Raw genomic sequence first — 24,556 nt, 5'->3', positions numbered from 1 at the left:
GACCGAACCCGTATGGAGGTGAACCGCCGTGGCACTCTCGATTTCGGCGGTGGTGCTGCTGGCGATCGTCGTCTTCCTGCTCATCCGGAAATCGGGTCTGAAGGCCGGGCATGCGGTGGTGTGCATGCTTCTGGGCTTCTATCTGGCGAGCTCCTCCATCGCCCCCACGGTCAGCCAGCTCACCACCAGCGTGGCGGGCATGATCGGCAACCTCAAGTTCTGAGCCTCCCCGGACACACCTCGTAGGGTGTCCGTATGACGGATCTCCCCACCCGTCGTCTGCTCCTGGTGCACGCGCACCCCGACGACGAGTCGATCAACAACGGCGCCACCATGGCCAAGTACGCGGCCGAGGGCGCCCAGGTCACGCTGGTGACCTGCACCCAGGGCGAGGAGGGCGAGGTCATCCCGCCCGCCCTCGCCCATCTCGCGCCCGACCGGGACGACCGGCTCGGGCCGTACCGCGTCGGTGAACTCGCCGCCGCCATGAAGGAACTGGGCGTCACCGACCACCGCTTCCTCGGCGGCCCCGGCCGCTTCCGCGACTCCGGCATGATGGGCGTGCCCCAGAACCACCGCGCCGGCGCCTTCTGGAACACGGACGTGGACGACGCGGCCGCCCACCTGGTGGAGGTGATCAGGGAGACCCGCCCCCAGGTCCTCGTCACATACGACGACAACGGCGGGTACGGCCACCCCGACCACATCCAGGCCCACCGCGTCGCGATGCGCGCGGCCGACCTCGCCGCCGACCCGACGTACCACCCCGGCCTCGGCGCGCCCCACACCATCGCCAAGATCTACTGGAACCGCGTCCCGCGCCCGGTCGCCGAGGAGCGCTTCGCCGCCCTGCGCGCGGCGGCACCCGGCGTGAGCTTCCCCGGCATCGCGGACATCGGTGACGTCCCGGGCGTCGTCGACGACGCGATCGTCACCACGGAGATCGACGGCACGGCGTACGCGGACCGCAAGGCGGCGGCGATGCGCGCGCACGCCACGCAGATCGTCGTACAGGGCGCGTTCTTCGCGCTCTCCAACCACCTGGGCCAGCCCGTCTTCGCGAAGGAGTACTACGAGTTGGCGCGGGGCGAGTCCGGCGCTCCGGCGGGGGAGCGGGAGACGGACCTGTTCGCGGGGGTGGTGGCGCCATGAGCACGACCATGAGCACCCCGGTGAAGGCGGCCGTGCACACCGCCCTCGTGCTGCTCGGCCTGCTGGTCGGCACGGCGGGCGCCCTGGTGCAGGGCGGCTGGTTCCCCGGCGGGCTGCTCCTCGCCCTCCTCGCGACGGCGGCCCTCTTCTACGGCGGGCTGCGCGCCGCCGACAGCCAGTTGGGCGTCGTCACGTCCGGCGCGGGCTGGCTGGCGGCGGTCGTCGTGCTGAGCCTCGGCCGCGACGAGGGCGACAAGCTGTTCTGGGGCGGCATCGCCGACCTCGTCTACCTCTTGGGCGGTATGGCACTCGCCGTGATCTGCGCCACCCTGTCGATGGTGCCGCAACAGAGGCCGCCCGCGCGCCCACTTGACAAGTGACGTGCCCGAACTTGGAGCGTAATGCCCGATGATGTTCCCCCGGTCGCGGGTTGCGCGGTGACGGCGGCCAGTATGGTGGTGCGCGCCGCCGGGCGCCCGTGGGTGTGAGAGCGGGCGGCGGAGCCAACCGGGAGAGCCTGCTTTGAGTCGTGAAACTGACACCTCGTCCTCCGGCCCCCAGGGGCGTGGCGGAGCCGCGTACCCCTCGGGCACACCGCCGTACGGAACGCGCCATTCCCAGGATGGCGCCGGGGCCGGCGCGGCCGGTGCGGCCGGTGCGGCCGGGGGCGCCGCCCCCGCGGAGCCGGACGAGCCGAAGACCGAGACGACGCTGACGACGCGCATCCGGATCAACATTCCGGGCTCGCGGCCCATCCCGCCCGTGGTCGTGCGCAAGCCGGTGAACGAGTCCGACAAGCCGGATACGGCGGCGGACACCGGCGCGGGCTCCGGCGCGGGCTCCGGCGGCGCGGCGCCGGAGCGGCGGGAGAGCGCCGCGGAGCGTACGGGCGCGACGCCCCGCCCCGACGCCGCCGAGCCGAAGCCGGCGGAGCGGGAGGCGTCCACCAGCTCCTGGTTCGCCCCGCGCAAGCCCGCGACGCCGTCGCCGTCGCCCTCGTCGCCTTCGGGCGAGACCCCGGGCCTCGGCGCGAACGGTACGGGGTACGCGGCGACGAAGCCGCAGGACGGCCCGGGCGGCGGTCAGGGCCGCCCGAGGAGCGGCCTCGACGGCTTGGACGGTACGGGCGGGCCTGGCGGCGCGGGTGCTCCGGGTGGCCTCGGCGGCCCGGGTGGCCCTGGCGGTCCCGGTGGTCCGGGAGGCCCCGGCGGTCCCGGCGGTGCGCGTCGCCCGAGCGGCCTGGACGGCCTGGACGGCGGGCGCGGTCCCGGAGGGCCGGGTGGCCCGGGGGGCCTGGGGGGCCCGGGCGCGCAGGCCCCGGGGCAGCGGCCGGGCGGCCCCGGCATGCCGTACTTCTCGGACAGCCCCGAAGCCCCGTCGGGCCCGACGACAGGCCCGGCGTACGGCACGACACCCGTACCGCCCGCTGACACGTACGGCGGCGGCGACCCGGTCGGCACGCCCGCGCAGGGCTTCCCGCACCTGTCCGACGACACGGCCGTCCTCACACCGCAGAACCCGCAGAACCCGCAGGCGGGCCCCCCGCCGCACGTCTCGGGCGACACGCTGACGACGGGTATCCCGGTGATCCCGCAGGACGACCGCGGCGCCCCGCAGCCGTCACCGTTCCCGATGACGGGCCCCGCCCAGGCGGCCGGCCCCGACGCCTACGACGCGCACGCGTACCCGCCCGTACTGGACGAGCCCGCGCCCGCCGCGCCCACGCCGACGCCGCCCCCGGAGACCCGCGCGCCGAGTGCGCCGCGTTCCAAGAAGAAGGGCCGCTCCAAGCTGGTCCTTCTCGGCGCGAGCCTGTTCGTCGTCGTCGGCATCGCGTACGGCGCGGGCCTGCTCCTCAACCACTCCGACGTCCCGAAGGGCACCACCGTCCTCGGCGTCGACATCGGCGGCTCCACCAAGGAGGAGGCCGTCCAGAAGCTCGACGCGGCGCTCGGCCAGCGCGCCTCCACGCCGCTCCAGCTCACCGTCGCCGGCAAGAACCAGGCGCTCCCGCCGGACAAGGCGGGCCTCGCCCTGGACAGCCAGGCCACGGTCCGCGGGGCGGCGGGCAGCGACTACAACCCGGTCACGGTGATCGGCTCCCTCTTCGGCGCCGAGCGCGTCGCCCAGCCGGTCATCCCGGTCGACGAGGAGAAGCTGAGCGTCGCCCTCGCCGACCTGGCGGGCGGCTCCGGCACGATCAGCGAGGGCACGATCAAGTTCGAGCCCGGCAAGGTCGTCGCCGTCCCCGGCAAGGCGGGCACGGTCCTGGACGTACCGCGCTCGATGATCTCCGTACGTGACGCCTACCGCGCCCAGGTCGAGACGGGCCGCGCGAAGGTCGTCACGCTGCCGGTGGTCACCAAGGAGCCGACGATCACGCAGACCGAGATCGACCGGGCCATGAAGGAGTTCGCGGAGCCCGCGATGTCCGGCCTGGTCACGATCAAGGCGGGCGGCCGGCAGATCCAGTTCGGCCCGCAGCGCTCGCTGCCGCAGATCCTCTCGATGAAGCCGGTCGACGGCCGTCTGGTCGAGGTGTACGACAAGAAGGCGATCGACCGCCTCCTGGAGGGCGTCTTCGACGGCGTGATGATCACCAAGGGCGACGGCAAGCAGCACCAGCTGTCGGCCGACGACGTGGCCAGCGCCCTGCAGAAGGCCCTCCTCGGCAAGACCCCGGAGGACCGCACGGTCACCATCGAGACGAACCCGCAGGGCTGAGGCGAGGGGGCGGGGAGGCTTCCCCGCCCCCACCAAGAGCGGCGCGTGCGGCACGCGCCACTAGCTCATGTAGTCGGAGGCGCAGCGAGCGCCGCTCTGGTTCGGGTTCTTCGTCCCCAGGCAGACGTACACACGGATGGTCGTGTTGCCCGCTCCGTTGGACATCCAGGAGATGGACTGGCCGCCGGACGTGGACGTGTCGTCCACACCGATGGGGCCGTACGTGCCGTAGCGCTCACGGACGTACGCGCGAGCCGCCGTCCCGTCGGGCTGGTGGTCCTGCACGTAGTTGTAGTAGCCCTCGTGGAAGTGCGCGTCTCCGTTGTCGGCCTTGCAGACGGTCGCTCGGACGGTGCCTCCTGCCAGCCCCTGGGAGTTGGTCACGGTGGCGCGCAGGGTCTCGCAGCGCAGAGCGGCGTGCGCCTGGGCGGGCAGTGCGACACCGAGGCTCATCAGTGCCGTGGTCGCCCCGGTGAGCGTGGCCGCGGTCCGCCAGGCGCGCTGCTTCGTCGTCGGCGTCATGCGGCCCAGCTCCCGGTGGACTTCGCGTCCGAGCGGAACTCGAAGGCGAACCGGGCGCCGTCCCGGACGTTCCGCGCGATCACGTTCCACTGACCGGCCTTGGCGAGCGTGTAGTTCGCCTGGCACTCCTGCCGGCCGTCGACCTCGAAGCACACCTTCACATAGCGGTTGGTGTTGGGCCTGATGTTGATATCGGCGCAGGCGTTCGACGTCTTGAACACGCGCCCCGCGGGGAGCCAGTACGTACCGCTGGGCTTGTAGTAGCTGTTCGCGTAGCCGTAGCAGGAAGTCGCCCCGAGCTCGTGGGCCTGGGCCACGGGGGCGAGACTCATCGCGCCGGCGGCGAGGGCGGCCGAGAACGCGATGGCGGCGATGCGTTGACGCATGGGCATACAGCTCTCCTGGGAGGTTGGCTGTGCGGTGTGGTGCCCGACCGGGCAGCCCGAGTCTGCGGGCACGGGCACCGGCTTGCACAGCGCTATCCCTGTCCCGGACAGGCTGCCGCGTGTCCGGCCTGGTCAGCGCCCTGTCCGGGTCTTGTCCGAACGCGTCACCACTGCCCGCCGTACTTCGCCTTCTTGTGCGCCAGCCAGAACTCCACATCGGCGGCCTCGCGGGTCGTGTCGACCCGCAGGTCCCGCACGTGGACGCTCGCCACGAAGTGCACGAACCGCACGCGTCGCCAGTCGCCCATGCCCTCTTCGTCGAGGACCTTGCCGGGGCCATAGACGTCGGTGGCGGTGTGCGCGACGAAGGAACCGGGCGGGAAGGGGGTGTCCATGACCTGCCAACTTTCGCTCTGTGTGTCGATTCGCTCACAGAGTGACGTGGGGCTGGCTACGCTCGGAAGGGGTTCGCGTGTGACAACGCGGGTGGAGCAGAGGGGAGTTGTTCATGGCCATCGAGGACAACCCGGAGTCCCGGAAGCGGTACGGCGAGGAGCTGAGGAGGCGGAGGGAGCTGGCGGGGCTCACGCAGCAGGCCTTGGCTGAGCTGGCGGTCCTCTCGCGGTCGCTGATCGCCCACTTCGAGTCCGGGCGCCGACGCCCGACGCTCCCGGACGCCAAGCGCCTTGACCAGGCGCTCGGCACCGACGGGATCTTCGTACGGTTCCTCCCGACGCTGGACGGGAAGGCTGTGGCCGAGCACTTCGAGGAGGCGCTGCGGCTGGAGGTGTTGGCGACGGAGATTCGTACGTACGCCCCCAACTTGGTGCCCGGCCTGCTCCAGACCAGGGCATACGCCAGCGAGGTGCTGTCGTCTGGATACCCGCCCAAGAGTGACGAGGAGCGTGACAGGCTCCTTGCCACACGCCTCGAACGGGCGCGGATTCTCGACAACTTCGACCTGCCGCGCGTGTGGTACCTGCTGGACGAGGCGGTTCTCCGCCGTCCGATCGGTGGCCCGGCGGTCATGGCCGAGCAGCTCCACCACGTCCTTGACCTGGCAGAACGCCGCCGACGCATCAGGGTTCACGTCCTCCCGTACAGCGCAGGCGCGCATGCTCTGTTGGAGGGCTTTGTCTCCCTGATGTGGTTCGAGGACTTGCCACCCGTGGCGTACGTGGAAGGCTTGCAGACAGGCAGGGTCTTGGAGCTGCCCTCACTGGTTCAGGAGTGCCAGGCGCTTTACGATCATGCCCTGGGTGACGCTCTGTCGCACCGTGAGTCTCTGGCTCTGATCAAGTCCGTCGCGAAGGAATACGAGCATGCTGCCCAGCTATGAGTACGTCATACCGGACGCCTCGGCGCTGCCGCACTGGCGCAAGTCCAGCCACAGCGGTGGGGACAGCGGTCAGTGCCTCGAAGTGAGCGACGCCTGGCGCAAGTCCAGCTACAGCGGACCCGTGGCGGACGCCTGCCTCGAAGTCGACGACGCCGCCCGCCCCACCCGCGTCCCCGTGCGGGACAGCAAGAACCCCACCGGCCCCGCCGTCGTCTTCGGCGCCTCCGCCTGGGTGGCGTTCGTCGGGGCCGTACGGGGCGACGCCCTGGACTGAAGGCCTCTGGTGGCGCGCCGGGGTGCGAAGATCGGCGCATGACCGGAACGCGCACATTCGAGGAACTCGTCGCCGAGGCCGCCGCCGCGCCCACCGAGGGATGGGACTTCTCGTGGTTCGAGGGGCGGGCCACCGAGGCCCGGCCCTCGTGGGGGTACCAGCGATCCATGGGAGAGCGCATGGCACGGGCCTCCGCCGCGCTGGACATCCAGACAGGCGGCGGCGAGGTGCTCGCGGGCATCCCCCGGCGTCCGCCGCTGTGTGTCGCCACCGAGGCGTGGCCGCCCAACGTCGCCAAGGCCACGGCCCTGCTGCACCCGCTCGGCACCGTGGTGGTCGCCGCGCCGGAAGAGCCGCCCCTGCCGTTCGCGGACGAGGCGTTCGACCTCGTCGTGAGCCGTCACCCCGTGAAGCCGTACTTCGAGGAGATCGCGCGGGTGCTGCGGCCGGGTGGCACGTACTTCGCGCAGCACGTGGGGCCCGCGAGCGTCTTCGAACTGGTGGAGTTCTTCCTGGGCGAGCAGCCGGAGGACGTGCGCGGCGCGCGCCACCCGGACGCCGAGCGCGCCGAGGCCGAGGCGGCCGGTCTGGAGATCGTGGACGTGCGGACCGAGCGGCTGCGGATGGAGTTCTTCGACGTCGGTGCTGTCGTCCACTTCCTGCGGAAGGTGATCTGGATGGTGCCGGGCTTCTCCGTGGCGGAGTACCTGCCCCGGCTGAAGGAGCTGCACGAACGGATCGAGTCCGAGGGCCCGTTCGTGGCCCACAGCAGCCGCACCCTGTTCGAGGCGCGGAAGCCCACCACCTGACGCGGGATCGTTGGCCGGCGGTTCATCGCCGCCACACCTCCGGCTCTTGATGGTTCAACGTCGCGCGAGGAGCATGACGCGTGCATGCCACCTCCCTGGTCGTGTTCCCGCATGCCGCGGCCGCACAGGAGACCGCAGTGAAGACGCACGCGCGCGTCCGCACCTTCTTGCTCGCCCTGGCCGGCGGGCTCGCCCTGGTCGTCGCCCTGCCGGGCAGCGCCTTCGCCGCCCCGCCCAGGGCGCTGCCCGCCGACGCCGACGCGCTGGAGCGGCGGTTCGAACCGGTCTACGACTACGACACGGACGGCTGCTACCCCACTCCGGCGATCGGCCCCGACGGCACCCTCAACGGCGGCCTGAGGCCGACTGGATCGCTCAGTGGCGGCTGTCGCGACCAGTCGGACCTCGACAACGCCAACGGTTACTCCCGCGCCAAGTGCAACAACGGCTGGTGCGGGATCGTCTACGCGCTCTACTTCGAGAAGGACCAGGCCGTCGCCCACATTGAGAGCGGCCACCGCCACGACTGGGAGTCCGTCGTGGTCTGGGTCCAGGACGACCAGGCGAAGTACGTGTCCACCTCCGCGCACGGCGGCTACACGACGTACTCGGCCGGCCGGGTTCCGTGGGAGAGCGGTACCCACGCCAAGATCGTCTACCACAAGGACGGGGTGAGCACCCACGCCTTCCGGCTGGCGAAGGCCGGGGAGCAGCCGGAGAACCACTACAAGGCGTGGCAGTACGTCGACCTGGTCGGCTGGAACGGCTACCCGGCCACCTGGCTCCGCGACCGGCTGGGCGATGCCGACTGGGGCCGCGCCAACTTTCCCCTGAAGGACGCGAACTTCGGTCGCAACCTGGAGAAGGCAAAGCCGTCCGGCATCCCCTTCGACCCCTACGCCTGACCCTGGTCCGAGCCGTCGAACAGGCGAAATTTTCGGTCCGCCTTCGCGCTGTCACGACGATTGACGATCCACACGTGTTCGCACAGGATCCCTCAAAGTCACACGCGACATGGTGTGTCGAGGGAGGCAGGTGGCGCATGCGTCCATGGAGGGTGCTGGTTCCCGCACTGGCGGGGCTGCTGCTCGGCTCCTTCGTGGTGCCGCCCGTCGCCACCGCCGCCGAAGGGGCCGAGGAGGGGCTCGTGCTGCGGTACGCGCTCGACGAGGCGTCCGGCGCCACCGCGACCGACGCCTCGGGCAACGCCCGCCACGGCGCCGTCCACGGCGCACCCGACTGGGGCGGGGCCGCCGAGGGGCTCGGGTTCAACGGCACCGACACGTATGTCGAGCTGCCCGACAACGTCCTCGCCGGGCTCGACGCCGTCACCGTGTCCCTCGACGTGCGCATCGCCCCCGACCAGGGCACCCCGTACTTCCTCTACGGGCTCGGCAACACCAGCGGCAGCAACGGCAACGGCTACCTCTTCACCACCGGCGACCACTACCGCACCTCCCTCGCCTCCGGGAACTGGTCCACCGAGCAGACCGTCCGCCGCTCCACCTCCTACAAGCTGCCCCGCGACACCTGGAAGCACCTCGACTACACCCTCAGCGGCGGCACCGCCGTCCTGTACGAGGACGGGGTCGAGGTCGCCCGGAACGCGAACGTCACGCTCACGCCCGGCGCCATCGGCGGCGGCACCACCACCGCCAACCTCATCGGCAAGTCCCTGTACGCCGCCGACAAGCCGTTCAAGGGCCGCATCCGCGACTTCCGGATCTACGACCGGGCCCTCACCCCTGACGAGACCGCCGCGCTCGCCGTCCCCGCCAACACCCGGGGCGTCGCCGCCGACACGGCCGCCCTGGACCTCGGTGACACGACCGCCGTCACCACGGACCTCGCCCTCCCCACGACCGCGGGCGGCTCCGCCGTCACGTGGGCCAGCAGCGACCCGGCCACCGTCTCCACCACCGGCCGCGTCACGCGCCCCGCCCCCGGCCGGCCCGACGCGCGCGTCACACTCACCGCCACCGTCAGCCGAGGAACCGCGCCCGCCGTGTCCCGCACCAAGCAGTTCGCCGTCACCGTGCACGCCGAGTACGACGACGCCCGCGCCACCGCCGAAGCGGCCCGCGAACTCGTCGTGCGCAACGTCGACGACGTACGCGGCAACCTGACCCTCCCCGCCGAAGGCGCGTACGGCACCACGGTGACGTGGGCGTCGAGCGACCCCGCCGTCATCGATCCGACGGGCATCGTCCACCGCCCCCGCCACGGCAAGGGCACCGCGACGGTGACGCTCACGGCGACGGTGGCCCGCGGCACCGCCCGTACCGCCCGCGCCCTCACCGCGACGGTCCCCGAACTGCCCCGCCCGCAGAAATACACGGGCTACGCCTTCACCTACTTCACCGGCGAGGGCACCGCCGACGGCGAACAGGTCCGCATGGCCCTCAGCCGCGGCAACGACCCGCTCCACTGGCGCGAACTCAACGGCGGCCGCCCGGTCCTGACCAGCGACCTCGGCACGAAGGGCCTCCGCGACCCGTTCATCGTCCGCTCCCCGGAGGGCGACAAGTTCTACCAGATCGCCACCGACCTGCGGATGCACGGCGGCGCGAGCGGGAGCTGGGACCAGGTGCAGCGCACCGGCAGCAAGTCGATCATGGTGTGGGAGTCCACGGACCTCGTGAACTGGACGGACCAGCGCCTCGTCCGGGTCGCCCCGGACACGGCCGGCAACACCTGGGCCCCGGAGGCGTACTACGACGAGACCATCGGCGCGTACGTCGTCTTCTGGGCCTCGAAGCTGTACGCCGCGAACGACCCGGACCACACGGGCACCACGTACAACAAGATGCTCTACGCGACCACCCGCGACTTCCACACCTTCAGCGAGCCCAAGGTGTGGAACGACCCCGGCTACTCCGTGATCGACTCGACCGTGATCCGCCACGACGGAACCCACTACCGCTTCACGAAGGACGAGCGGAACACGTCCTCCACCACCCCGTGCAGCAAGTTCATCACCGCCGAGAAGGCCACGGACCTGCGCTCCACGACGTACGACTTCGTGGCCGACTGCATCGGCAAGGGCACGATCAACCAGGGCGAGGGCCCCACGGTCTTCAAGTCCAACACCGAGGACAAGTGGTACCTCTTCATCGACGAGTTCGGCGGCCGCGGCTATGTCCCCTTCGAGACCACCGACCTGGCCTCGGGCACCTGGACGCCGTCCGAGAACTACGCCCTCCCGTCCAGCCCCCGCCACGGCACGGTCGTCCCCGTCACCCAGGCCGAGTACGACCGGCTGCTCGCCGCGTACGCGACCGGCCCGGCGATCACGGCCCCCACCGGCCGTTAGTTCAGCCGCGCCCGCGCCGCCCGAGCCCGTCCCCGGACCGCCTCCGCCGCGGCGGGCTCCACCGCCTCCACCACCTCCGCATAAGCCTCCATCTCCGCCGCCCCCACCACGAACTCCCCCCGCCGCACCAGCAACTCCGCCCGCTCATACCGCAACCGCGCCGGATGCGAAGGCAGCAGCAGCGACAGGTCCAGCGCCCACAGCGCCACATCCGACTGCTCGGGCCGCGCCGCCGCCCACGCCCGGATGTTGTTCAGCACCCGTAGCACGATCTCCAGCGGATCCGCCGGCAGCAGCATCGACGGCCGCAACCGCTCCCCGGTCGCCCCGGCCACCAGCAGCTCCGCGTCCGCCCCCGTCAGCAGCCGGCCCCCGTCGAACGGATCCGCCAGCACCTGATCGTCCGGCTCCCCGAACCCGACCACGAAGTGGCCCGGCAGCGCCACGCCGTACACCGGCGCCCCCGCCCGCCGCGCGACCTCCGTCCACACCACCGACAGCATGATCGGCAGCCCCCGGCGCCGCCGCAGCACCTGGTGCAGCAGCGACGACTCAAGCCGCCGGTAGTCCGCGGGCGTCCCGTGGAACCCGTACCGCCCGCCGAGCAGCCGCTCCAGCGCGGCTGCCCACGCGCGCGGGTCCTTCGGCCCGTACGGCAGGAGCCCGGCCAGCCGGTCCAGCTCGGCCTCGGCCGCGTCCATCCCGGCCTGCCCGAGGTCCGGCTCCGCCACCGCGCCGATCAGCAGGCACAGCTCCGCGAGGTCGGGCCGTTCCTCGCGGGCCTCGTCGGCGAACCTCCGGCGCCACTCGTGCATACGCGTCACGTACCCGCTCACCCCCGCTCACACGGCCCGGAAGTGGTGGTAGCGGTGATGGACCGCGAAGCCCATCCCGTCGTACAGCGCCCGCGCCGCGTCATTGTCCGACTCCACCTGGAGCCAGGCCGCCGACGCGCCCTCCTCCAGCGCCCGCGCCGCCAGCGCCACCATCACCGCCTTCGCCAGCCCCCGCCGCCGGTACGCCGGGTCGACCTCCACCGCCATGAACCCGGCCCAGCGTCCGTCCACCACACACCGCCCGATCGCGGCCGGCACGTCCCCCTCGCCCGCTATGGAGGCGAACCACACCGAAGGCCCGGCTGTCAGTACCGCGCGCACATGCGGGCCGGGCTCGCCCACGCGCTGGTAACGCCGCAGCCACGCCTCGTCCGGCACCCGGGCCAGCGTCACGGACGCCAGGTCGTCGGCCCCCACCGCCTGGTCCGCGACCGGCGCGAGCCCCGCGATCCGTACCTCCGTCGTCACCTCGCGCACCCACCCGCGCTGCTCCAGCGCCGCGCACAGCCGCTCCTGCGTGCCCTCGGCCCCGGTCGACGCCTGGACGTACGCGGGCAGGCCCCGGGCCCCGTACCAGGCGCGGACCCGGGCGAGCGCGTCGTCCAGCGGCAGACCCGGGTCGCCGACGGCGAGCACCGAGTTCGCCCGCCGGGTGAACCCGCGCGCCGCGCGCAGTGTCCACTCTCCGAGTGGTTCGCTCTCCAGCGGCTGCCACGCCCGCGCCTGGACCCGCGCCAGCTCATCGAACCCCGCCGCCGGACCCCGCCGGCGCGCCGGCGCGGACGGCACGACCTTGCCCGCGACCAGCGACGATTCCGCGATACGGACGGTCTCACCGGTCCTTCGTGTGATCAGCAGCACACCCTTGTCCCATGATGTGAGAACGCCGACCGTGTCCGTGAACGACCCCGCGCCGGAGCCGGGGTCGCCCACCCGGCGGACAGATACGCGTTTCCCCACGTCAGACGGGGTGATCTGGACCTCCAGGCGTCCGCCAGCAGTGAACTCCACAGCTCTGTCCGCCCCTCCTGTTCGGATCGTCTCCAAGAACGGAGATACTAGGTGCGGGCATCGACGACGCCGCGCTCCCGCGCAGAGCACAGCCCTACCAAGGAGGAACGACAGCGTGACCTACGTCATCGCGCAGCCTTGTGTCGACGTGAAGGACAAGGCGTGCATCGAGGAGTGCCCCGTCGACTGCATCTACGAGGGCCAGCGGTCCTTGTACATCCACCCGGACGAATGCGTCGACTGCGGGGCCTGCGAACCGGTCTGCCCGGTCGAGGCGATCTTCTATGAGGACGACACTCCGGAGGAGTGGAAGGACTACTACAAGGCGAACGTCGAGTTCTTCGACGAGCTCGGCTCGCCCGGTGGTGCCTCCAAGCTCGGTCTGATCGAGCGCGACCACCCCTTCATCGCCGCCCTGCCGCCGCAGAACGGCTGATCTGATCGCTTATCTGTTGTCGTCGGTCCCGTACGGTTCTTCCGCTGTACGGGACCGCCGCGTTTCTGCCGCAGCCCGCGGCACGCACGAGAAAGTGAGCACCGCACCGTGTCCGGAGTCTCGTCCCGTCTCCCCGTCTTCCCCTGGGACAAGCTGGAGCCGTACAAGAAGACGGCCGCCGCACACCCCGACGGCATCGTCGACCTGTCGGTCGGCACCCCGGTGGACCCGGTCCCCGAGCTGATCCGGCGGGCCCTCGTCGACGCGGCGGACTCGCCCGGCTACCCCACGGTCTGGGGCACGGCCGCGCTGCGCGACGCGCTCACCGGCTGGTGCGAGCGGCGGCTCGGCGCGCGGGGTGTCGCGCACACCAACGTCCTGCCGGTGGTCGGCTCCAAGGAGCTGGTGGCCTGGCTGCCGACGCAGCTCGGCCTCGGCCCCGGCGACAAGGTCGCCTACCCGCGCCTCGCCTACCCGACGTACGAGGTCGGCGCCCGCCTCGCCCAGGCCACGCCCGTCGTCTACGACGACCCGACGGAGCTGGACCCGGCCGGGCTGAAGCTGCTGTGGCTGAACTCGCCGTCCAACCCGACCGGCAAGGTCCTCGCGAAGGACGAGCTGACCCGGACCGTCGCCTGGGCGCGCGAGCACGGCGTGCTGGTCTTCAGCGACGAGTGCTACCTGGAGCTCGGCTGGGAGGCCGACCCCGTCTCCGTACTGCACCCGGACGTGTGCGGCGGCTCGTACGAGGGGATCGTCGCCGTCCACTCCCTGTCCAAGCGCTCCAACCTGGCCGGCTACCGCGCCGCGTTCCTCGCGGGCGACGCGGCCGTGCTCGGCGAGCTGCTCCAGATCCGCAAGCACGGCGGCATGATGACGCCCGCGCCCGTGCAGGCCGCGACGGTCGCCGCGCTGGGCGACGACGCGCATGTGCGGGAGCAGCGCGAGCGGTACGCGGCGCGGCGAGCGCGGCTGCGGGCCGCCCTGGTGGCGCACGGCTTCCGCATCGAGCACAGCGAGGCCAGCCTCTACCTGTGGGCCACGCGCGACGAGCCCTGCTGGGACACGGTCGGGTACCTGGCGGAGCTGGGCGTCCTGGTGGCGCCCGGCGACTTCTACGGGACGGCGGGGGAGCGGTTCGTACGGGTCGCGTTCACGGCGACGGACGAGCGGGTCGCGGCGGCGGCGAAGCGCCTGGGCTAGGGAGTGTCCGGCGGATCATGGCGGCATCGCGGGGCCTCGCCTCGGCGGTTGGTGAGCGGGGTCTGGTGCGTGCGGCTGCAAGGCGGAGGAGGGAGTGGTTGGGGTCTCCCCTGCTCGAGCGAAGCCGAGAGCTTGGGGGAGTGCGTGCCAGACCACGCGGCCCAGGCATGATCCGCCGGACACGACCTAGCACGCCGCCCGCGGCGGCACGCACGCGGAAGGGCCCGGGGAGTGGTGCTCCCCGGGCCCTTCCGCTGTGCTGCTGCTCGTCAGCCGCCGATCGGCATGCCGCCGATCAGGCCGCCGCCCGGCAGGCCGCCACCGAGGCCGCCGCCGGGGAGGCCGCCCGCGAGGCCGCCACCCGGGAGCCCGCCGCCCGGCAGGCCGCCCGCGAGGTCGCCGCCCGGCAGTCCGCCCTGGGCCGTGTCGCCCGCCGTGTCCTGGGCGGCACCGGCCGCGTCGCCGACGACCTCGCCGCCGCTCCTGGTGACGTCGTGCGCGGCCTTCTTCGCGACCGGCGTCGTCTTCTTGGCGGTCTTGTCGGCGGTCTTGGCCGCCGACGGGACGGTCTTCTTGGCCGCCGTGCTGCCCGCGTCACCCACCGCGTCGGTGGCGGTCTCCGCGGCGCCGCCGACCTTGTCGGTCACCGCGCCCGTGTCGAGGGCGCTCAGGCCACCGGCCAGGTCGGTGTTCTGGGGAAGGTCCACGGCGCTCGCGGAGCCGGCCGCACCGACCACGGAGGCCGCTCCCGCTGCGGTCAGCAGCGCGGCACTGGCGATCCGGCGGGTCAGGGGGAGGGTCATGATGCTCCTTCGACGGGGAAGAGATCGTGTGGGCTGTGATGCCTGTCCGACGATCGGACGCTGTGACAACCGGTCGGAGGGCGGGGAAGGTTGCGGTGAGCCGAGGTAAAGAGTTGGCAATGCGACCCATGATCCGCTCCACCCAAATCCGGGCAAACAAACGGCTTTCCGGAGTCGTGAAGAACCGTCACTCCGCCGCCGTCGCAAGGGAAACGGGCGATGCGGGGGAGTGGCTGGACCTGGTCGGTCCAAGGGGTGCCGGGCGGGGGTGACGTGCCTCGGATCGGTGAATTCCGGTACGGATGCGCGAATGGTGTGCGAGTGCGCCGTGATTACTCTGTGATCAGAGTCGACTACGATGCGGTGATGGTGTGCGCGCCGCCGGCGGACGCGACCTAGCGCGCGACGCGGATGACGACGTCCGTGGTGCCCGCCGGCTCCTCGCCGGACGGCACCTCGCGCCAGCCCAGCGCCGGCAGCCTGGCGCTCCATACCCGCCCCGCGTACGCGACCTCCGTGAGCCGCAGCGTCTCCGCCTGGGCCACCGCCCACTGCGCGACCTCCCAGCCGCGCCGCGAACCGCGCCCGTCGTCGTCCGTGTCGCCCACCGCGCCCTCGGGGCCCGACGAACCGACCGGCGCGGGGACCGGGACGGTGACGACGTCGGCGGCGCGGGGGGCGGACGAGCCGTCCGGGGCGGGTGAGCCGCTCTCCGTACCGCCGGTACCGCCTGTACCGCCCGTACCGCTGCCGCCGCCGGCCGAGCCCTTGCCGTCCTCCACGGCCCCGTCCGTACCATCCGTACCCTCGGCGCCGTCCGCGCCCAGGACGCCCGTGCCGAACGAGCGCGCCAGGGCCTTCCGCACCTGCGTCACGTCCCCGGTCTTCGAGCCCAGCAGGGTCGTGCACGTCAGGGACGCCGGCGCCCGCCCGGTCAGCGCGGCGGCCAGCAGCGCCGCGTCCGGCTCGTGCTTCGCGTACGCCTGCGGGAACCCGCTCCGCTGCACGCGCTGCGCGGCCACGGTGAGCGGCAGCCGCGAGTACCCCGGCACCTTCGCGAGGTGGTCGTAGAACGCGCCCGCCGAGTACACGGGGTCCATGATCTGCCGCTCCGTACCCCACCCCTGCGACGGGCGCTGCTGGAACAGGCCCAGCGAATCCCGGTCGCCGTACTCGATGTTGCGCAGCGCAGACTCCTGCAGGGCGGTCGCCAGCGCGATCGTCACCGCCCGCTCCGGCATGCCCTTGGACGTGCCGACCGCGGAGATCGTCGCCGCGTTCCCCGCCTGCTCCGGCGTGAGGTGGTACGTGTGGCCGCCGCTGCCCACCGTGCACCCCGGCGCACCCCGGCCACCCGTCTCGTACCGGACCGCCACATATCCGACGACGGACAGCAGAACGGCGAATCCGGCCGCGACCCGGACACGACGGGCGTAACGGCGCGGCGAGCGGGGGGATCTGGCGTTCGAAGCGTCGGACTTGGACACGGGCCCACCGTACAAGGGGCCGGGATAGGCTCGGCACATGCCTGACGCCACGACCGACGCCACCCCCGACGCGACCCCGGACACCTCGCGGACCGCCCCGCAGACCGCCCCGCACGCGGCCCCGTACGCGGCGCTCGACCTCACGCAGGACGGCCCCGCGCTGACGGCCGCGCTGGTCGACTTCCCGTCCGTCAGCGGCACCGAGAAGCCCCTGGCCGACGCGATCGAGCAGGCCCTGCGGACCCTCCCGCACCTCACCGTCGACCGGTACGGCAACAACGTCGTCGCCCGCACACGGCTCGGCCGCGCCGAGCGGGTCGTCCTGGCCGGGCACATCGACACCGTGCCCATCGCCGACAACGTGCCGTCCCGCCTCGACGAGAACGGCATCCTGTGGGGCTGCGGCACCTCCGACATGAAGTCCGGCGTCGCCGTCCAGCTCCGTATCGCCGCCACGGTCCCGGCGCCCAACCGCGACCTCACCTTCGTGTTCTACGACAACGAAGAGGTCGCCGGACACCTCAACGGCCTCGGGCATGTGGCCGCCAACCACCCTGCGTGGCTCGAAGGCGACTTCGCCGTGCTCCTGGAGCCGTCGGACGGCCAGGTCGAGGGCGGCTGCCAGGGCACCCTGCGCGTCCACCTCAAGATGTCCGGCGAGCGTGCCCACTCCGCCCGCTCCTGGATGGGCTCCAACGCCATCCACGCCGCGGCCCCGGTCCTCGCCCGCCTCGCCTCGTACGAGCCGCGCCGCCCGGTGATCGACGGCCTGGAGTACCACGAGGGCCTCAACGCGGTCGGCATCCAGGGCGGCGTCGCCACCAACGTCATCCCCGACGACTGCACCGTCGTCGTCAACTTCCGCTACGCCCCCGACCGCACCATGGAGGAGGCCGAGAAGCACGTACGGGAGGTCTTCGCCGACTGCGGCGTGGACGAGTTCGTGGTCGACGACCACACCGGCGGCGCCCTGCCCGGCCTCTCGCACCCGGCCGCCGCGGCGTTCATGGAGGCGGTCGGCGGCACAGCCCAGCCCAAGTTCGGCTGGACCGACGTGTCCCGCTTCAGCGCCCTCGGTGTGCCCGCGGTCAACTACGGCCCCGGCAACCCGATCTTCGCGCACAAGCGCGACGAGCACGTGGCCGTCGACCGGATCACGCACTGCGAGCGCCGCCTGTACGACTGGCTCACCGCCTGACCGATCCCGGTCCGACCACCGTAATTTCGCCACCGGTCACCTTCCCCGCCCTACGCTGACCCCAGCAAACGATGTTCAGCGGAGGGAGCAGATCATGGGGAACCCCGAGGCCGAGGGACTGCGAGCACTGGCGGAGCAGCGGCTGGGCCCGGTGCTCCGCCGCAGGGAACAGGTCCAGCCCGGCACGACGGACCAGCGCCTCCTGGACACCGCCGGCGACTCGGACTGGGTCCACACCGACCCGTGGCGGGTCATGCGCATTCAGTCCGAGTTCGTCGAGGGCTTCGGCGCCCTCGCGGAACTGCCCAGCGCGATCAGCGTATTCGGCTCGGCCCGCACACCGGCCGGCACGCCGGAGTACGAGGCGGGCGTCCAACTCGGCAAGGCCCTGGTGGAGGCCGGTTTCGCGGTCATCACGGGCGGCGGCCCGGGCGCGATGGAGGCCGCGAACAAGGGCGCGCGCGAGGCGAAGGGCATCTCGGTCGGGCTGGGCATCGAGCTGCCCTTCGAGCAGGGCCTGAACCCGCACGTCGACATCGGCATCAACTTCCGCTACTTCTTCGTGCGGAAGACGATGTTCGTGAAGTACGCCCAGGGCTTCGTGGTCCTCCCGGGCGGCCTCGGCACCCTGGACGAACTCTTCGAGGCGCTCACCCTCGTCCAGACCCGCAAGGTCACCCGCTTCCCCATCGTCCTCTTCGGCACGGCCTACTGGTCGGGCCTGGTGGACTGGCTCCGCGACACAGTGATCGCCCAGGGCAAGGCCGCGGAACGCGACCTGATGCTCTTCCACGTCACGGACGACGTGGAGGAGGCTGTAGCCCTGGTCAGCAAGGAAGCCGGCCGCTAGGCGCTGGCCGCGACAAGGGCCTCCCGTTGTGGGCAGGCGTCCCGCAGGGCCGGACGGGTGGGCACAACGGGACCCCATGCGGGAGCCCGCCCCGCAAGCTCAGCCCCCACCGGGCCGTCGTGGGGCTGGGGCCGTCGGGTCGCTGCACGCTGGTGGGTCCGCTGTGCCCACCCTCCCCCAAGCTCTCGGCTTCGCTCGAGCAGGGGGGACCCCCATCGCCCTGCGGAACGCCTGCCCGCAGCGGCGGCTGCAGTCGCGCCTCAGCGACAACGGCGCGCCCTACGCCAGGCCCCGGCGGGCGACCGCCGGCGGGCGGTGGCCCGCGATGGACGCCACCATGTCCACCACCTGCCGCGTCTCCGCGACCTCATGCACCCGGTACACCTGCGCCCCCAACCACGCCGACACCGCGGTGGTGGCCAGGGTCCCCACGACCCGCTCCTTCACCGGCCGGTCAAGCGTCTCCCCCACGAAGTCCTTGTTGGACAACGACACCAGCACCGGCCACCCCGTCCCCACCATCTCCCCCAACCGCCGCGTCGCCTCCAGCGAATGCCGCGTGTTCTTCCCGAAGTCGTGCCCCGGATCGATCAGCACCGACTCCCGCGGCACCCCCAGCGCCACCGCCCGCTCCGCGAGACCCACCGTCACGCGCAGGATGTCCGCCATCACGTCCTCGTACGTGACCCGATGCGGCCGCGTACGAGGCTCCGCCCCGCCCGCGTGCGTACACACAAGGCCAGCCCCGTACCGCGCCGCGACCTCCGCGAGCTTCGGGTCGACGCCGCCCCACGCGTCGTTCAGCAGGTCCGCGCCCGCCTCGCACACGGCCTCACCGACCTCGTGCCGCCAGGTGTCGACGCTGATCACCACGTCCGGGTGCCGCCGCCGCACCTCCGCGACGAACCCCACCGTCCGCCGCGCCTCCTCCTCGGCGGTGACCTCCTCGCCGGGCCCGGCCTTGACCCCGCCGATGTCGACGATCGCGGCGCCCTCGGCCACCGCCTGCTCCACGCGCGCGAGGGCGGGCTCGTCGCGGAACGTGGCGCCCTGGTCGTAGAAGGAGTCCGGGGTCCGGTTCACGATCGCCATGATCACCGGCTCGTGCCGGTCGAATTCGCGTCGTCCCAGGCGCAGCATCCCGAATGTCCTCCTCGCGTGACGTCCCTGCGACCCTAACCGTCGCGGCCACATGGCACGATCGGCACCGGACGTTTTACGCTCCATGTTTCCGGTCCCTGAGAGGCGCGCTGTGTTCTGGTTCTTGGCTGTGGCGATGGTCGTCGTGGTGGCGGCGGTGACCCTCGCGGTGATCGGCGGCGGCGAGAACGAGGTGCTGCCCGATGCGGCGCCGGAACACCTGGTGGACCCGCTGCCGACGTCCCGCCCGGTGACCCGCGCCGACCTGGAGTCGCTGCGGATCCCGATGGCGCCCCGCGGCTACCGCATGGTCGACGTCGACGACGTACTCGACCGGCTGGCCGCCGAACTCGCGGAGCGCGACGCCCGCATCGCGGAACTGGAGGCCGCCCTGGCCGGGGCGCAGGCGACGGCGGTGGGCGGCACGGACCTCTTCGAGAAGCGCCCGGAGCAGCCGCCGCGCGACGAGGGCAGGAACGACTGGGACGAGCCCCGATGACCACGCCGGGCGGAGCCGTACCGGGCCCGGACGGCGCCCTGCGCTGCCCCTGGGGCGTATCCACGCCGGACTACCTGCCGTACCACGACGAGGAGTGGGGCCGGCCGGTCCACGGCGACGACGCGCTCTTCGAACGCCTCGCCCTGGAGGCCTTCCAGTCCGGCCTTTCGTGGATCACGATCCTGCGCCGCAGGGAGGGCTTCCGCCGCGCCTTCGCCGACTTCACAATCACGGCGGTGGCGCGCTACACGGAAGCGGACCGCGAGCGCCTCCTCGCGGACGAGGGCATCATCCGCAACCGAGCCAAGATCGACGCGACGCTCGCCAACGCGCGCGTACTGGCCGACTGGTCGCCCGGCGACCTGGACGCCCTGATCTGGTCCCACGCCCCGGACCCCACCACCCGCCCGGCCCCCCGAACCCTCGCGGACGTCCCGGCGGTCACACCCGAGTCCACGGCCCTGTCGAAGGCCCTGAAGAAGCGCGGCCTCCGGTTCATAGGCCCCACCACGGCCTACGCCCTGATGCAAGCCTGCGGCCTGGTGAACGACCACCTCAAAGACTGCACCGCCCGCCCCTGACCACTGCGCCCGACCGGCCGCGTCCGCTGTGGGCATGCGTTCCGCCTGGGGCGGAACGGGTGGGCACAGCGGACCCACCAGCGTGCAGCGTCCCACCCACCCCAGCCCCCGAACAGCTACCGCCCCACGTACCGCGGCTTCGCCTTCGCCAGAAACGCCTCCACCGCGATCCGGTGATCCTCGGACTCCCCCGCCCGCGTCTGCATCTCGTCCTCCTTCTCCAGCGCCTCGCCCAGTCCGCGCCCCGCCCCGTACGCCATCGACTCCTTGATCGACGCGTACGCCACCGTCGGCCCCGCCGCCATCGCCCGCGCGACACCGGCGGCCTCCTCGGCCAGTTGCGCCGCCGGGACGAGCTTGTTGACCAGGCCCAGCTCGTACGCCTCCTGCGCCGACACCGACCGCGGGAAGTACAGCAGGTCCGCCGCCCGGCTCGCCCCCACGAGGCGCGGCAGCGTCCACGACATGCCCGAGTCGGCGCTGAGCGCCACCCCGGCGAACGCGGTCGTGAACGACGCGGTGTCCGCCACCACCCGGTAGTCCGCGGCCAGCGCGAACCCGAAGCCGGCGCCCGCCGCGACCCCGTTCACCCCGGCCACCACGGGCTTCGGCATCCCGGTGATGGCCCGCACGATGGGGTTGTAGTGCTCACGGACGGTACGCATGGGCTCGTCACCGCCCAGGTTCTCCACGTGCTCCTTGAGGTCCTGGCCCACGCAGAACGCCCGCCCCGTGGCGGTCAGCAGCACCGCGCGCACGCCCGCGTCGGCGCCGGCCGTCTCCAGGGCGTCCCGCAGAGCCACCTTCGCCTCGGTGTTCATCGCGTTCATGGCGTCGGGCCGGTTGATCGTGACGGTCGCGAGCCCGTCGCTCACCTCGTACAGCACCGTGTCGGCCATGGCAGGTCCCCTTCGTCGCGGCTCCGGCGGGGGTGTTCCGCACCGGTTTCCGCCCCAGCATGGCGGAGATCATCCGGCTCGGGCATGTGACCTGCGTCAAACAATGGCACGGCGGGCCAGGGCCTGCGGCGGCGAAGTATCGCAGGCCGATCCCCGAATTGGGCCGTTTTGCGCGATCGCGTTGCGGAAGCGATGCGGCCCGATGTTGGTCATCCGGTGTCGCCATGCGGGATAATGACCTGGAAGCAATGTGTTCGATGCCGGTACGTGCCCTTCCACAGGCAGGGCCATCGGCTGATCGATGAGCTGGTTTCAGGAAGGGGAACGAGCATGGCGGCCATGAAGCCGCGGACGGGCGACGGCCCGCTCGAGGTGACCAAGGAGGGGCGGGGCATCGTCATGCGCGTTCCGCTCGAAGGCGGCGGTCGGCTCGTCGTCGAGCTGACCCCGGATGAGGCCGAGGCCCTCGGAGACGCGCTGAAGAAGGTTGTCGGCTGACGACCGACACTCATGTTTTCCCCGGTCGCCCCGGCGTGGTGCACTCCACCGCGCCGGGGCGACCGCGTTGCGCGGGGCGCTGCGCAGCGGGCGCCGCGTGGGTGTCGCGCAGGCATGATCCGCCGGACGCGGCCTCGCGGCGGCCGTACGGCTCAGCCGCGGCGTACGGCGCAGAGCAGCCCGTCGCCCACCGGCAGCAGCGACGGCACCAGCTCCTCCGCCTCGCGCACGGTGCGCAGCAGTTCGCGCAGGGTCAGCACCTCGTCCGGCTGGGCCGCCGAGTCGACCGTACGGCCGTCCGCGAAGACCCCCTCGAAGCACACCAGCCCCCCGGGGCGCAGGAGGCGCAACGATTCAGCGAGGTACTCGGGGTACTCCGTGCGGTCGCCGTCGCAGAAGACCACGTCGTAACCGCCGTCCGCGAGGCGCGGGAGCACGTCCAGGGCACGGCCGGGGATGAACCGCGCCCTGTTCCCCGCGAAGCCGGCCGCGCGGAACGCCTGCCGGGCGAACTGCTGCCGGTCGGGCTCGGGGTCCACGGTGGTCAGCACGCCGTCCGGGCGCATGCCCAGGAGCAGGTAGATGCCGGACACCCCGGTTCCGGTGCCGATCTCCGCCACGGCCTTGGCGTCCGCCGTGGCAGCGAGCAGCCGCAGCGCGGCGCCGGTGCCCGGGGACACCGAGGGCAGCCCTGCCTCACGGGCCCGGTCGCGGGCCCAGCGCAGCGCTTCGTCCTCGGCGACAAAGGCGTCGGCGAACGCCCAGCTCGTCTGCCGGTTGGCGGTAATGACCCTCTCCTGTTCCCCTAGTCGGCAACCGTGACTGTAGCCGCTCGGGGGCGGGAACCCGCAGATGGGACCGAGCGTTGGGAAGAGGTGAAGGGACCACTTGGGCGGCTAGGTGGATCAAGACCCGAAGTCGGTCCCAAATGAACGTAAAGATTCTTATCCGGAGCTAACGGGCGAGGTGGCTATGGTAGGGGCTCCACTGGACACCACCAGAGCCGACAGGGGAGGTGCGGCTGCGCCTGTGGATCGGGGAGGAGCGCTGAGGCTTCGGCGCTTTCTCAGGTCGGCGGGTGAGCCGAAATCCGTGACCGACACCGCTGACCGTACCCACACCGAGACCGCAGCCACCACGGCGACCTTCGCATCGGATGCGGAATCGCAGGCGTGGGCTCCTCCCACCTGGGAGGAGATCGTCAGCACGCACAGTGGCCGCGTCTACCGCCTCGCCTACCGCCTGACGGGAAACCAGCACGACGCCGAGGACCTCACGCAGGAGGTCTTCGTCCGCGTCTTCCGCTCGCTGTCCACGTACACGCCCGGCACGTTCGAGGGCTGGCTGCACCGCATCACCACGAACCTGTTCCTGGACATGGTGCGCCGCAAGCAGCGCATCCGGTTCGACGCGCTCGGCGAGGACGCCGCGGAGCGGCTGCCCAGCCGTGAGCCGTCGCCCCAGCAGGTCTTCCACGACACGCACTTCGACGCGGACGTCCAGCAGGCCCTGGACACGCTGGCCCCGGAGTTCCGCGCCGCCGTGGTGCTGTGCGACATCGAGGGGCTGTCGTACGAGGAGATCGCCGCGACGCTCGGCGTGAAGCTCGGCACGGTCCGCAGCCGCATCCACCGCGGCCGCTCCCATCTGCGCAAGGCCCTCAAGCACCGTTCGCCCGAGGCGCGGGCCGAGCAGCGCGTCGTCGCTGATCAGCGCACGTTCGTCGCCGTGGGCGGGGAGGGCGGAGCCGCGTGAGTGGCACACGTCCGACCCCCGCGGAACACCATCTGGGGGACCGGCTCGCCGCCCTCGTGGACGGCGAGCTGGGTCACGACGCGCGCGAGCGGGTCCTCGCCCATCTGGCGACCTGCGCCCGCTGCAAGGCCGAGGCCGACGCCCAGCGCCGCGTGAAGAGCTTCTTCGCCGAGTCCCCGCCGCCGCCCCCGCCCGCGGGGCTGCTCGCCCGCCTCCAGGGGTTGCCCGGGGGCGACGGAACGGACGGCGACGGCCCGGGAGGCCCCGGCGGGCTCTTCGGCGCCGGTGCACTCGGTCCCGGAGAGCCCGGCATCGGACCCCGGCCCGGCACCGGGCCAGGACCCGGCGGCACCGCCGTCGGGCAGGAGCGGTTCGCCGCCGGCGTCTTCGGCGTGAGACCCGAAGGCGGCTTCGGTTACGTGCCACCGGGCGGCGGCCGTACGGGGTCGGGGTTCCGCATCCACGAGGTGGGCCGCGCGGAGGCCGAGCGGTCGCCGTGGCGCGGCCGGAGATTCGCGTTCGCCGCGGCCAGCGCGGTGTCGTTCGCGGCGATCGCCCTGGGCGGCGCGCTGCCGGCGGCGACGGTCGTCGACGCCCGGGGCGACGGCTCCGGCAACAGCGTCACGCCGCTGCGCTCACCGGCGGGCGGCCAGTCGGCATCGGCGGCCGGTACGGACAACAGCCGCCGCCGAGGCGGAGGCACGGCGACCGGCACGACCGGCACGAACGCGGGCCCGAGCGCGCGTACGGCCACGAACACGGGGACGAACCCGGCCGGCGCGGGCCGGGCGGCGGAACGCCCCGGCATCACGCTGCCCGCGTCCTCCCGCCAGGTGCGGCC

The 24,556-nt window shown here is 72.3% G+C and carries 28 protein-coding genes; 18 read left to right on the top strand and 10 right to left on the bottom strand.

The window, feature by feature from the left end:
* The first annotated feature begins 28 nt into the window (after window positions 1–28).
* The 4 genes from HTZ82_RS26325 to HTZ82_RS26310 all read left to right on the top strand — a co-directional run bounded on the left by HTZ82_RS26325 (window position 29) and on the right by HTZ82_RS26310 (window position 3,876).
* Complete coding sequence (locus HTZ82_RS26325) at window positions 29–223, top strand: hypothetical protein (RefSeq protein ID WP_058940607.1); 195 nt, start codon at window positions 29–31, stop codon at window positions 221–223.
* Window positions 224–255: 32 nt separating this feature from the next.
* Complete coding sequence (mshB, locus tag HTZ82_RS26320) at window positions 256–1,152, top strand: N-acetyl-1-D-myo-inositol-2-amino-2-deoxy-alpha-D-glucopyranoside deacetylase (RefSeq protein ID WP_175411866.1); 897 nt, start codon at window positions 256–258, stop codon at window positions 1,150–1,152.
* Complete coding sequence (locus tag HTZ82_RS26315; protein ID WP_254712110.1) at window positions 1,149–1,532, top strand: DUF6113 family protein; 384 nt, start codon at window positions 1,149–1,151, stop codon at window positions 1,530–1,532. Before mshB ends, HTZ82_RS26315 begins: the two co-directional genes overlap by 4 nt.
* Window positions 1,533–1,674: 142 nt before the next feature.
* Window positions 1,675–3,876 carry a hypothetical protein gene (locus tag HTZ82_RS26310; RefSeq protein ID WP_175411865.1) on the top strand — a complete coding sequence of 734 codons (2,202 nt, stop codon included), beginning with the start codon at window positions 1,675–1,677 and terminating at the stop codon, window positions 3,874–3,876.
* A 60-nt stretch (window positions 3,877–3,936) separates the two neighbouring features.
* Here HTZ82_RS26310 and HTZ82_RS26305 read toward each other — a convergent pair whose 3' ends face one another.
* The 3 genes from HTZ82_RS26305 to HTZ82_RS26295 all read right to left on the bottom strand — a co-directional run bounded on the left by HTZ82_RS26305 (window position 3,937) and on the right by HTZ82_RS26295 (window position 5,179).
* Entirely contained in the window at window positions 3,937–4,398 is a 462-nt protein-coding gene (locus HTZ82_RS26305; protein WP_175411864.1) for a hypothetical protein, read from the bottom strand.
* The gene (locus tag HTZ82_RS26300; protein WP_217624586.1) at window positions 4,395–4,784 is read right to left on the bottom strand and encodes a hypothetical protein; all 390 of its coding nucleotides are present in this window, start codon (window positions 4,782–4,784) and stop codon (window positions 4,395–4,397) included. Before HTZ82_RS26300 ends, HTZ82_RS26305 begins: the two co-directional genes overlap by 4 nt.
* Window positions 4,785–4,948: 164 nt before the next feature.
* A complete protein-coding gene (locus tag HTZ82_RS26295; RefSeq protein WP_175411862.1) occupies window positions 4,949–5,179 on the bottom strand; it encodes a hypothetical protein in 231 nt (76 codons plus the stop codon).
* A 113-nt stretch (window positions 5,180–5,292) separates the two neighbouring features.
* On the opposite strand from HTZ82_RS26295, the gene HTZ82_RS26290 reads away from it, so the two are divergent.
* The 5 genes from HTZ82_RS26290 (at window position 5,293) to HTZ82_RS26270 (ending at window position 10,519) form a co-directional block, all read left to right on the top strand.
* Window positions 5,293–6,123 (top strand): helix-turn-helix transcriptional regulator, encoded by an 831-nt coding sequence (locus tag HTZ82_RS26290; protein ID WP_175411861.1) that lies wholly within the window; start codon window positions 5,293–5,295, stop codon window positions 6,121–6,123.
* Complete coding sequence (locus HTZ82_RS26285; RefSeq protein WP_175411860.1) at window positions 6,107–6,397, top strand: DUF397 domain-containing protein; 291 nt, start codon at window positions 6,107–6,109, stop codon at window positions 6,395–6,397. The genes HTZ82_RS26290 and HTZ82_RS26285 overlap by 17 nt, the downstream gene beginning before the upstream one ends.
* Window positions 6,398–6,435: 38 nt before the next feature.
* Window positions 6,436–7,206 (top strand): class I SAM-dependent methyltransferase, encoded by a 771-nt coding sequence (locus tag HTZ82_RS26280; RefSeq protein WP_175411859.1) that lies wholly within the window; start codon window positions 6,436–6,438, stop codon window positions 7,204–7,206.
* Between the two features lie 137 nt (window positions 7,207–7,343).
* Window positions 7,344–8,111, top strand: coding sequence for an NPP1 family protein (locus HTZ82_RS26275; protein WP_175411893.1), 768 nt, complete (start codon window positions 7,344–7,346; stop codon window positions 8,109–8,111).
* Between the two features lie 137 nt (window positions 8,112–8,248).
* Window positions 8,249–10,519 carry an immunoglobulin-like domain-containing protein gene (locus HTZ82_RS26270; protein WP_175411858.1) on the top strand — a complete coding sequence of 757 codons (2,271 nt, stop codon included), beginning with the start codon at window positions 8,249–8,251 and terminating at the stop codon, window positions 10,517–10,519.
* Here HTZ82_RS26270 and HTZ82_RS26265 read toward each other — a convergent pair.
* Together HTZ82_RS26265 and HTZ82_RS26260 are read right to left on the bottom strand one after the other, a co-directional pair.
* A complete protein-coding gene (locus HTZ82_RS26265; RefSeq protein ID WP_175411892.1) occupies window positions 10,516–11,334 on the bottom strand; it encodes a transglutaminase-like domain-containing protein in 819 nt (272 codons plus the stop codon). The genes HTZ82_RS26270 and HTZ82_RS26265 overlap by 4 nt on opposite strands.
* Before the next feature lie 27 nt (window positions 11,335–11,361).
* Window positions 11,362–12,366 (bottom strand): GNAT family N-acetyltransferase, encoded by a 1,005-nt coding sequence (locus HTZ82_RS26260; protein ID WP_175411857.1) that lies wholly within the window; start codon window positions 12,364–12,366, stop codon window positions 11,362–11,364.
* A gap of 115 nt (window positions 12,367–12,481) precedes the next feature.
* Here HTZ82_RS26260 and fdxA point away from each other — a divergent pair, with 115 nt between their 5' ends.
* Window positions 12,482–12,802 carry a ferredoxin gene (fdxA, locus tag HTZ82_RS26255; protein WP_010474859.1) on the top strand — a complete coding sequence of 107 codons (321 nt, stop codon included), beginning with the start codon at window positions 12,482–12,484 and terminating at the stop codon, window positions 12,800–12,802.
* Window positions 12,803–12,910: 108 nt separating this feature from the next.
* On the top strand, window positions 12,911–14,005 hold the full coding sequence (locus tag HTZ82_RS26250; protein WP_175411856.1) for a bifunctional succinyldiaminopimelate transaminase/glutamate-prephenate aminotransferase: 1,095 nt from the start codon (window positions 12,911–12,913) through the stop codon (window positions 14,003–14,005).
* 269 nt (window positions 14,006–14,274) lie between these two features.
* Here HTZ82_RS26250 and HTZ82_RS26245 read toward each other — a convergent pair whose 3' ends face one another.
* Both HTZ82_RS26245 and HTZ82_RS26240 read right to left on the bottom strand, forming a co-directional pair.
* Window positions 14,275–14,808: an ATP-binding protein gene (locus tag HTZ82_RS26245; protein WP_175411855.1), complete on the bottom strand. Its 534-nt coding sequence runs from the start codon at window positions 14,806–14,808 to the stop codon at window positions 14,275–14,277.
* 395 nt (window positions 14,809–15,203) lie between these two features.
* The gene (locus tag HTZ82_RS26240; RefSeq protein WP_175411854.1) at window positions 15,204–16,295 is read right to left on the bottom strand and encodes a hypothetical protein; all 1,092 of its coding nucleotides are present in this window, start codon (window positions 16,293–16,295) and stop codon (window positions 15,204–15,206) included.
* A gap of 37 nt (window positions 16,296–16,332) precedes the next feature.
* On the opposite strand from HTZ82_RS26240, the gene dapE reads away from it, so the two are divergent.
* On the top strand, window positions 16,333–17,493 hold the full coding sequence (gene dapE / locus HTZ82_RS26235) for a succinyl-diaminopimelate desuccinylase (RefSeq protein ID WP_175411853.1): 1,161 nt from the start codon (window positions 16,333–16,335) through the stop codon (window positions 17,491–17,493).
* A gap of 94 nt (window positions 17,494–17,587) precedes the next feature.
* The gene (locus HTZ82_RS26230; RefSeq protein ID WP_175411852.1) at window positions 17,588–18,343 is read left to right on the top strand and encodes a TIGR00730 family Rossman fold protein; all 756 of its coding nucleotides are present in this window, start codon (window positions 17,588–17,590) and stop codon (window positions 18,341–18,343) included.
* 279 nt (window positions 18,344–18,622) lie between these two features.
* On the opposite strand, the gene folP is transcribed toward HTZ82_RS26230, so the two are convergent.
* Window positions 18,623–19,483 carry a dihydropteroate synthase gene (folP, locus tag HTZ82_RS26225; RefSeq protein ID WP_175411851.1) on the bottom strand — a complete coding sequence of 287 codons (861 nt, stop codon included), beginning with the start codon at window positions 19,481–19,483 and terminating at the stop codon, window positions 18,623–18,625.
* 52 nt (window positions 19,484–19,535) lie between these two features.
* On the opposite strand from folP, the gene HTZ82_RS26220 reads away from it, so the two are divergent.
* Both HTZ82_RS26220 and HTZ82_RS26215 read left to right on the top strand, forming a co-directional pair.
* Window positions 19,536–19,982: a DivIVA domain-containing protein gene (locus tag HTZ82_RS26220; RefSeq protein ID WP_175411850.1), complete on the top strand. Its 447-nt coding sequence runs from the start codon at window positions 19,536–19,538 to the stop codon at window positions 19,980–19,982.
* Window positions 19,979–20,563, top strand: a complete 585-nt coding sequence (locus tag HTZ82_RS26215) for a DNA-3-methyladenine glycosylase I (protein ID WP_175411849.1) — start codon at window positions 19,979–19,981, stop codon at window positions 20,561–20,563. The genes HTZ82_RS26220 and HTZ82_RS26215 overlap by 4 nt, the downstream gene beginning before the upstream one ends.
* 116 nt (window positions 20,564–20,679) lie before the next feature.
* Here the strand turns inward: HTZ82_RS26215 and HTZ82_RS26210 are convergent, their stop codons facing one another.
* Entirely contained in the window at window positions 20,680–21,462 is a 783-nt protein-coding gene (locus tag HTZ82_RS26210; RefSeq protein WP_175411848.1) for an enoyl-CoA hydratase/isomerase family protein, read from the bottom strand.
* Between the two features lie 330 nt (window positions 21,463–21,792).
* On the opposite strand from HTZ82_RS26210, the gene HTZ82_RS26205 reads away from it, so the two are divergent.
* Window positions 21,793–21,960, top strand: a complete 168-nt coding sequence (locus HTZ82_RS26205) for a DUF3117 domain-containing protein (RefSeq protein ID WP_009997451.1) — start codon at window positions 21,793–21,795, stop codon at window positions 21,958–21,960.
* A gap of 152 nt (window positions 21,961–22,112) precedes the next feature.
* Here HTZ82_RS26205 and HTZ82_RS26200 read toward each other — a convergent pair whose 3' ends face one another.
* A complete protein-coding gene (locus tag HTZ82_RS26200; protein WP_309235695.1) occupies window positions 22,113–22,814 on the bottom strand; it encodes an O-methyltransferase in 702 nt (233 codons plus the stop codon).
* Between the two features lie 118 nt (window positions 22,815–22,932).
* Between HTZ82_RS26200 and sigE the strand changes: the two genes are divergently transcribed.
* Together sigE and HTZ82_RS26190 are read left to right on the top strand one after the other, a co-directional pair.
* Window positions 22,933–23,715 carry an RNA polymerase sigma factor SigE gene (sigE, locus tag HTZ82_RS26195; protein WP_175411847.1) on the top strand — a complete coding sequence of 261 codons (783 nt, stop codon included), beginning with the start codon at window positions 22,933–22,935 and terminating at the stop codon, window positions 23,713–23,715.
* On the top strand, window positions 23,712–24,556 hold an 845-nt coding region (locus HTZ82_RS26190), incomplete at its 3' end, for a zf-HC2 domain-containing protein (protein ID WP_175411846.1). The genes sigE and HTZ82_RS26190, both read left to right, overlap by 4 nt.

Origin of the sequence: Streptomyces sp. TRM64462 (genome assembly GCF_013362995.1) — a bacterium.
In the GTDB taxonomy this organism is placed as follows: Bacteria; Actinomycetota; Actinomycetes; order Streptomycetales; family Streptomycetaceae; genus Streptomyces.
Note: the sequence above shows the minus strand (reverse complement) of the source record. Positions and strands in the feature narration are given on the sequence as shown.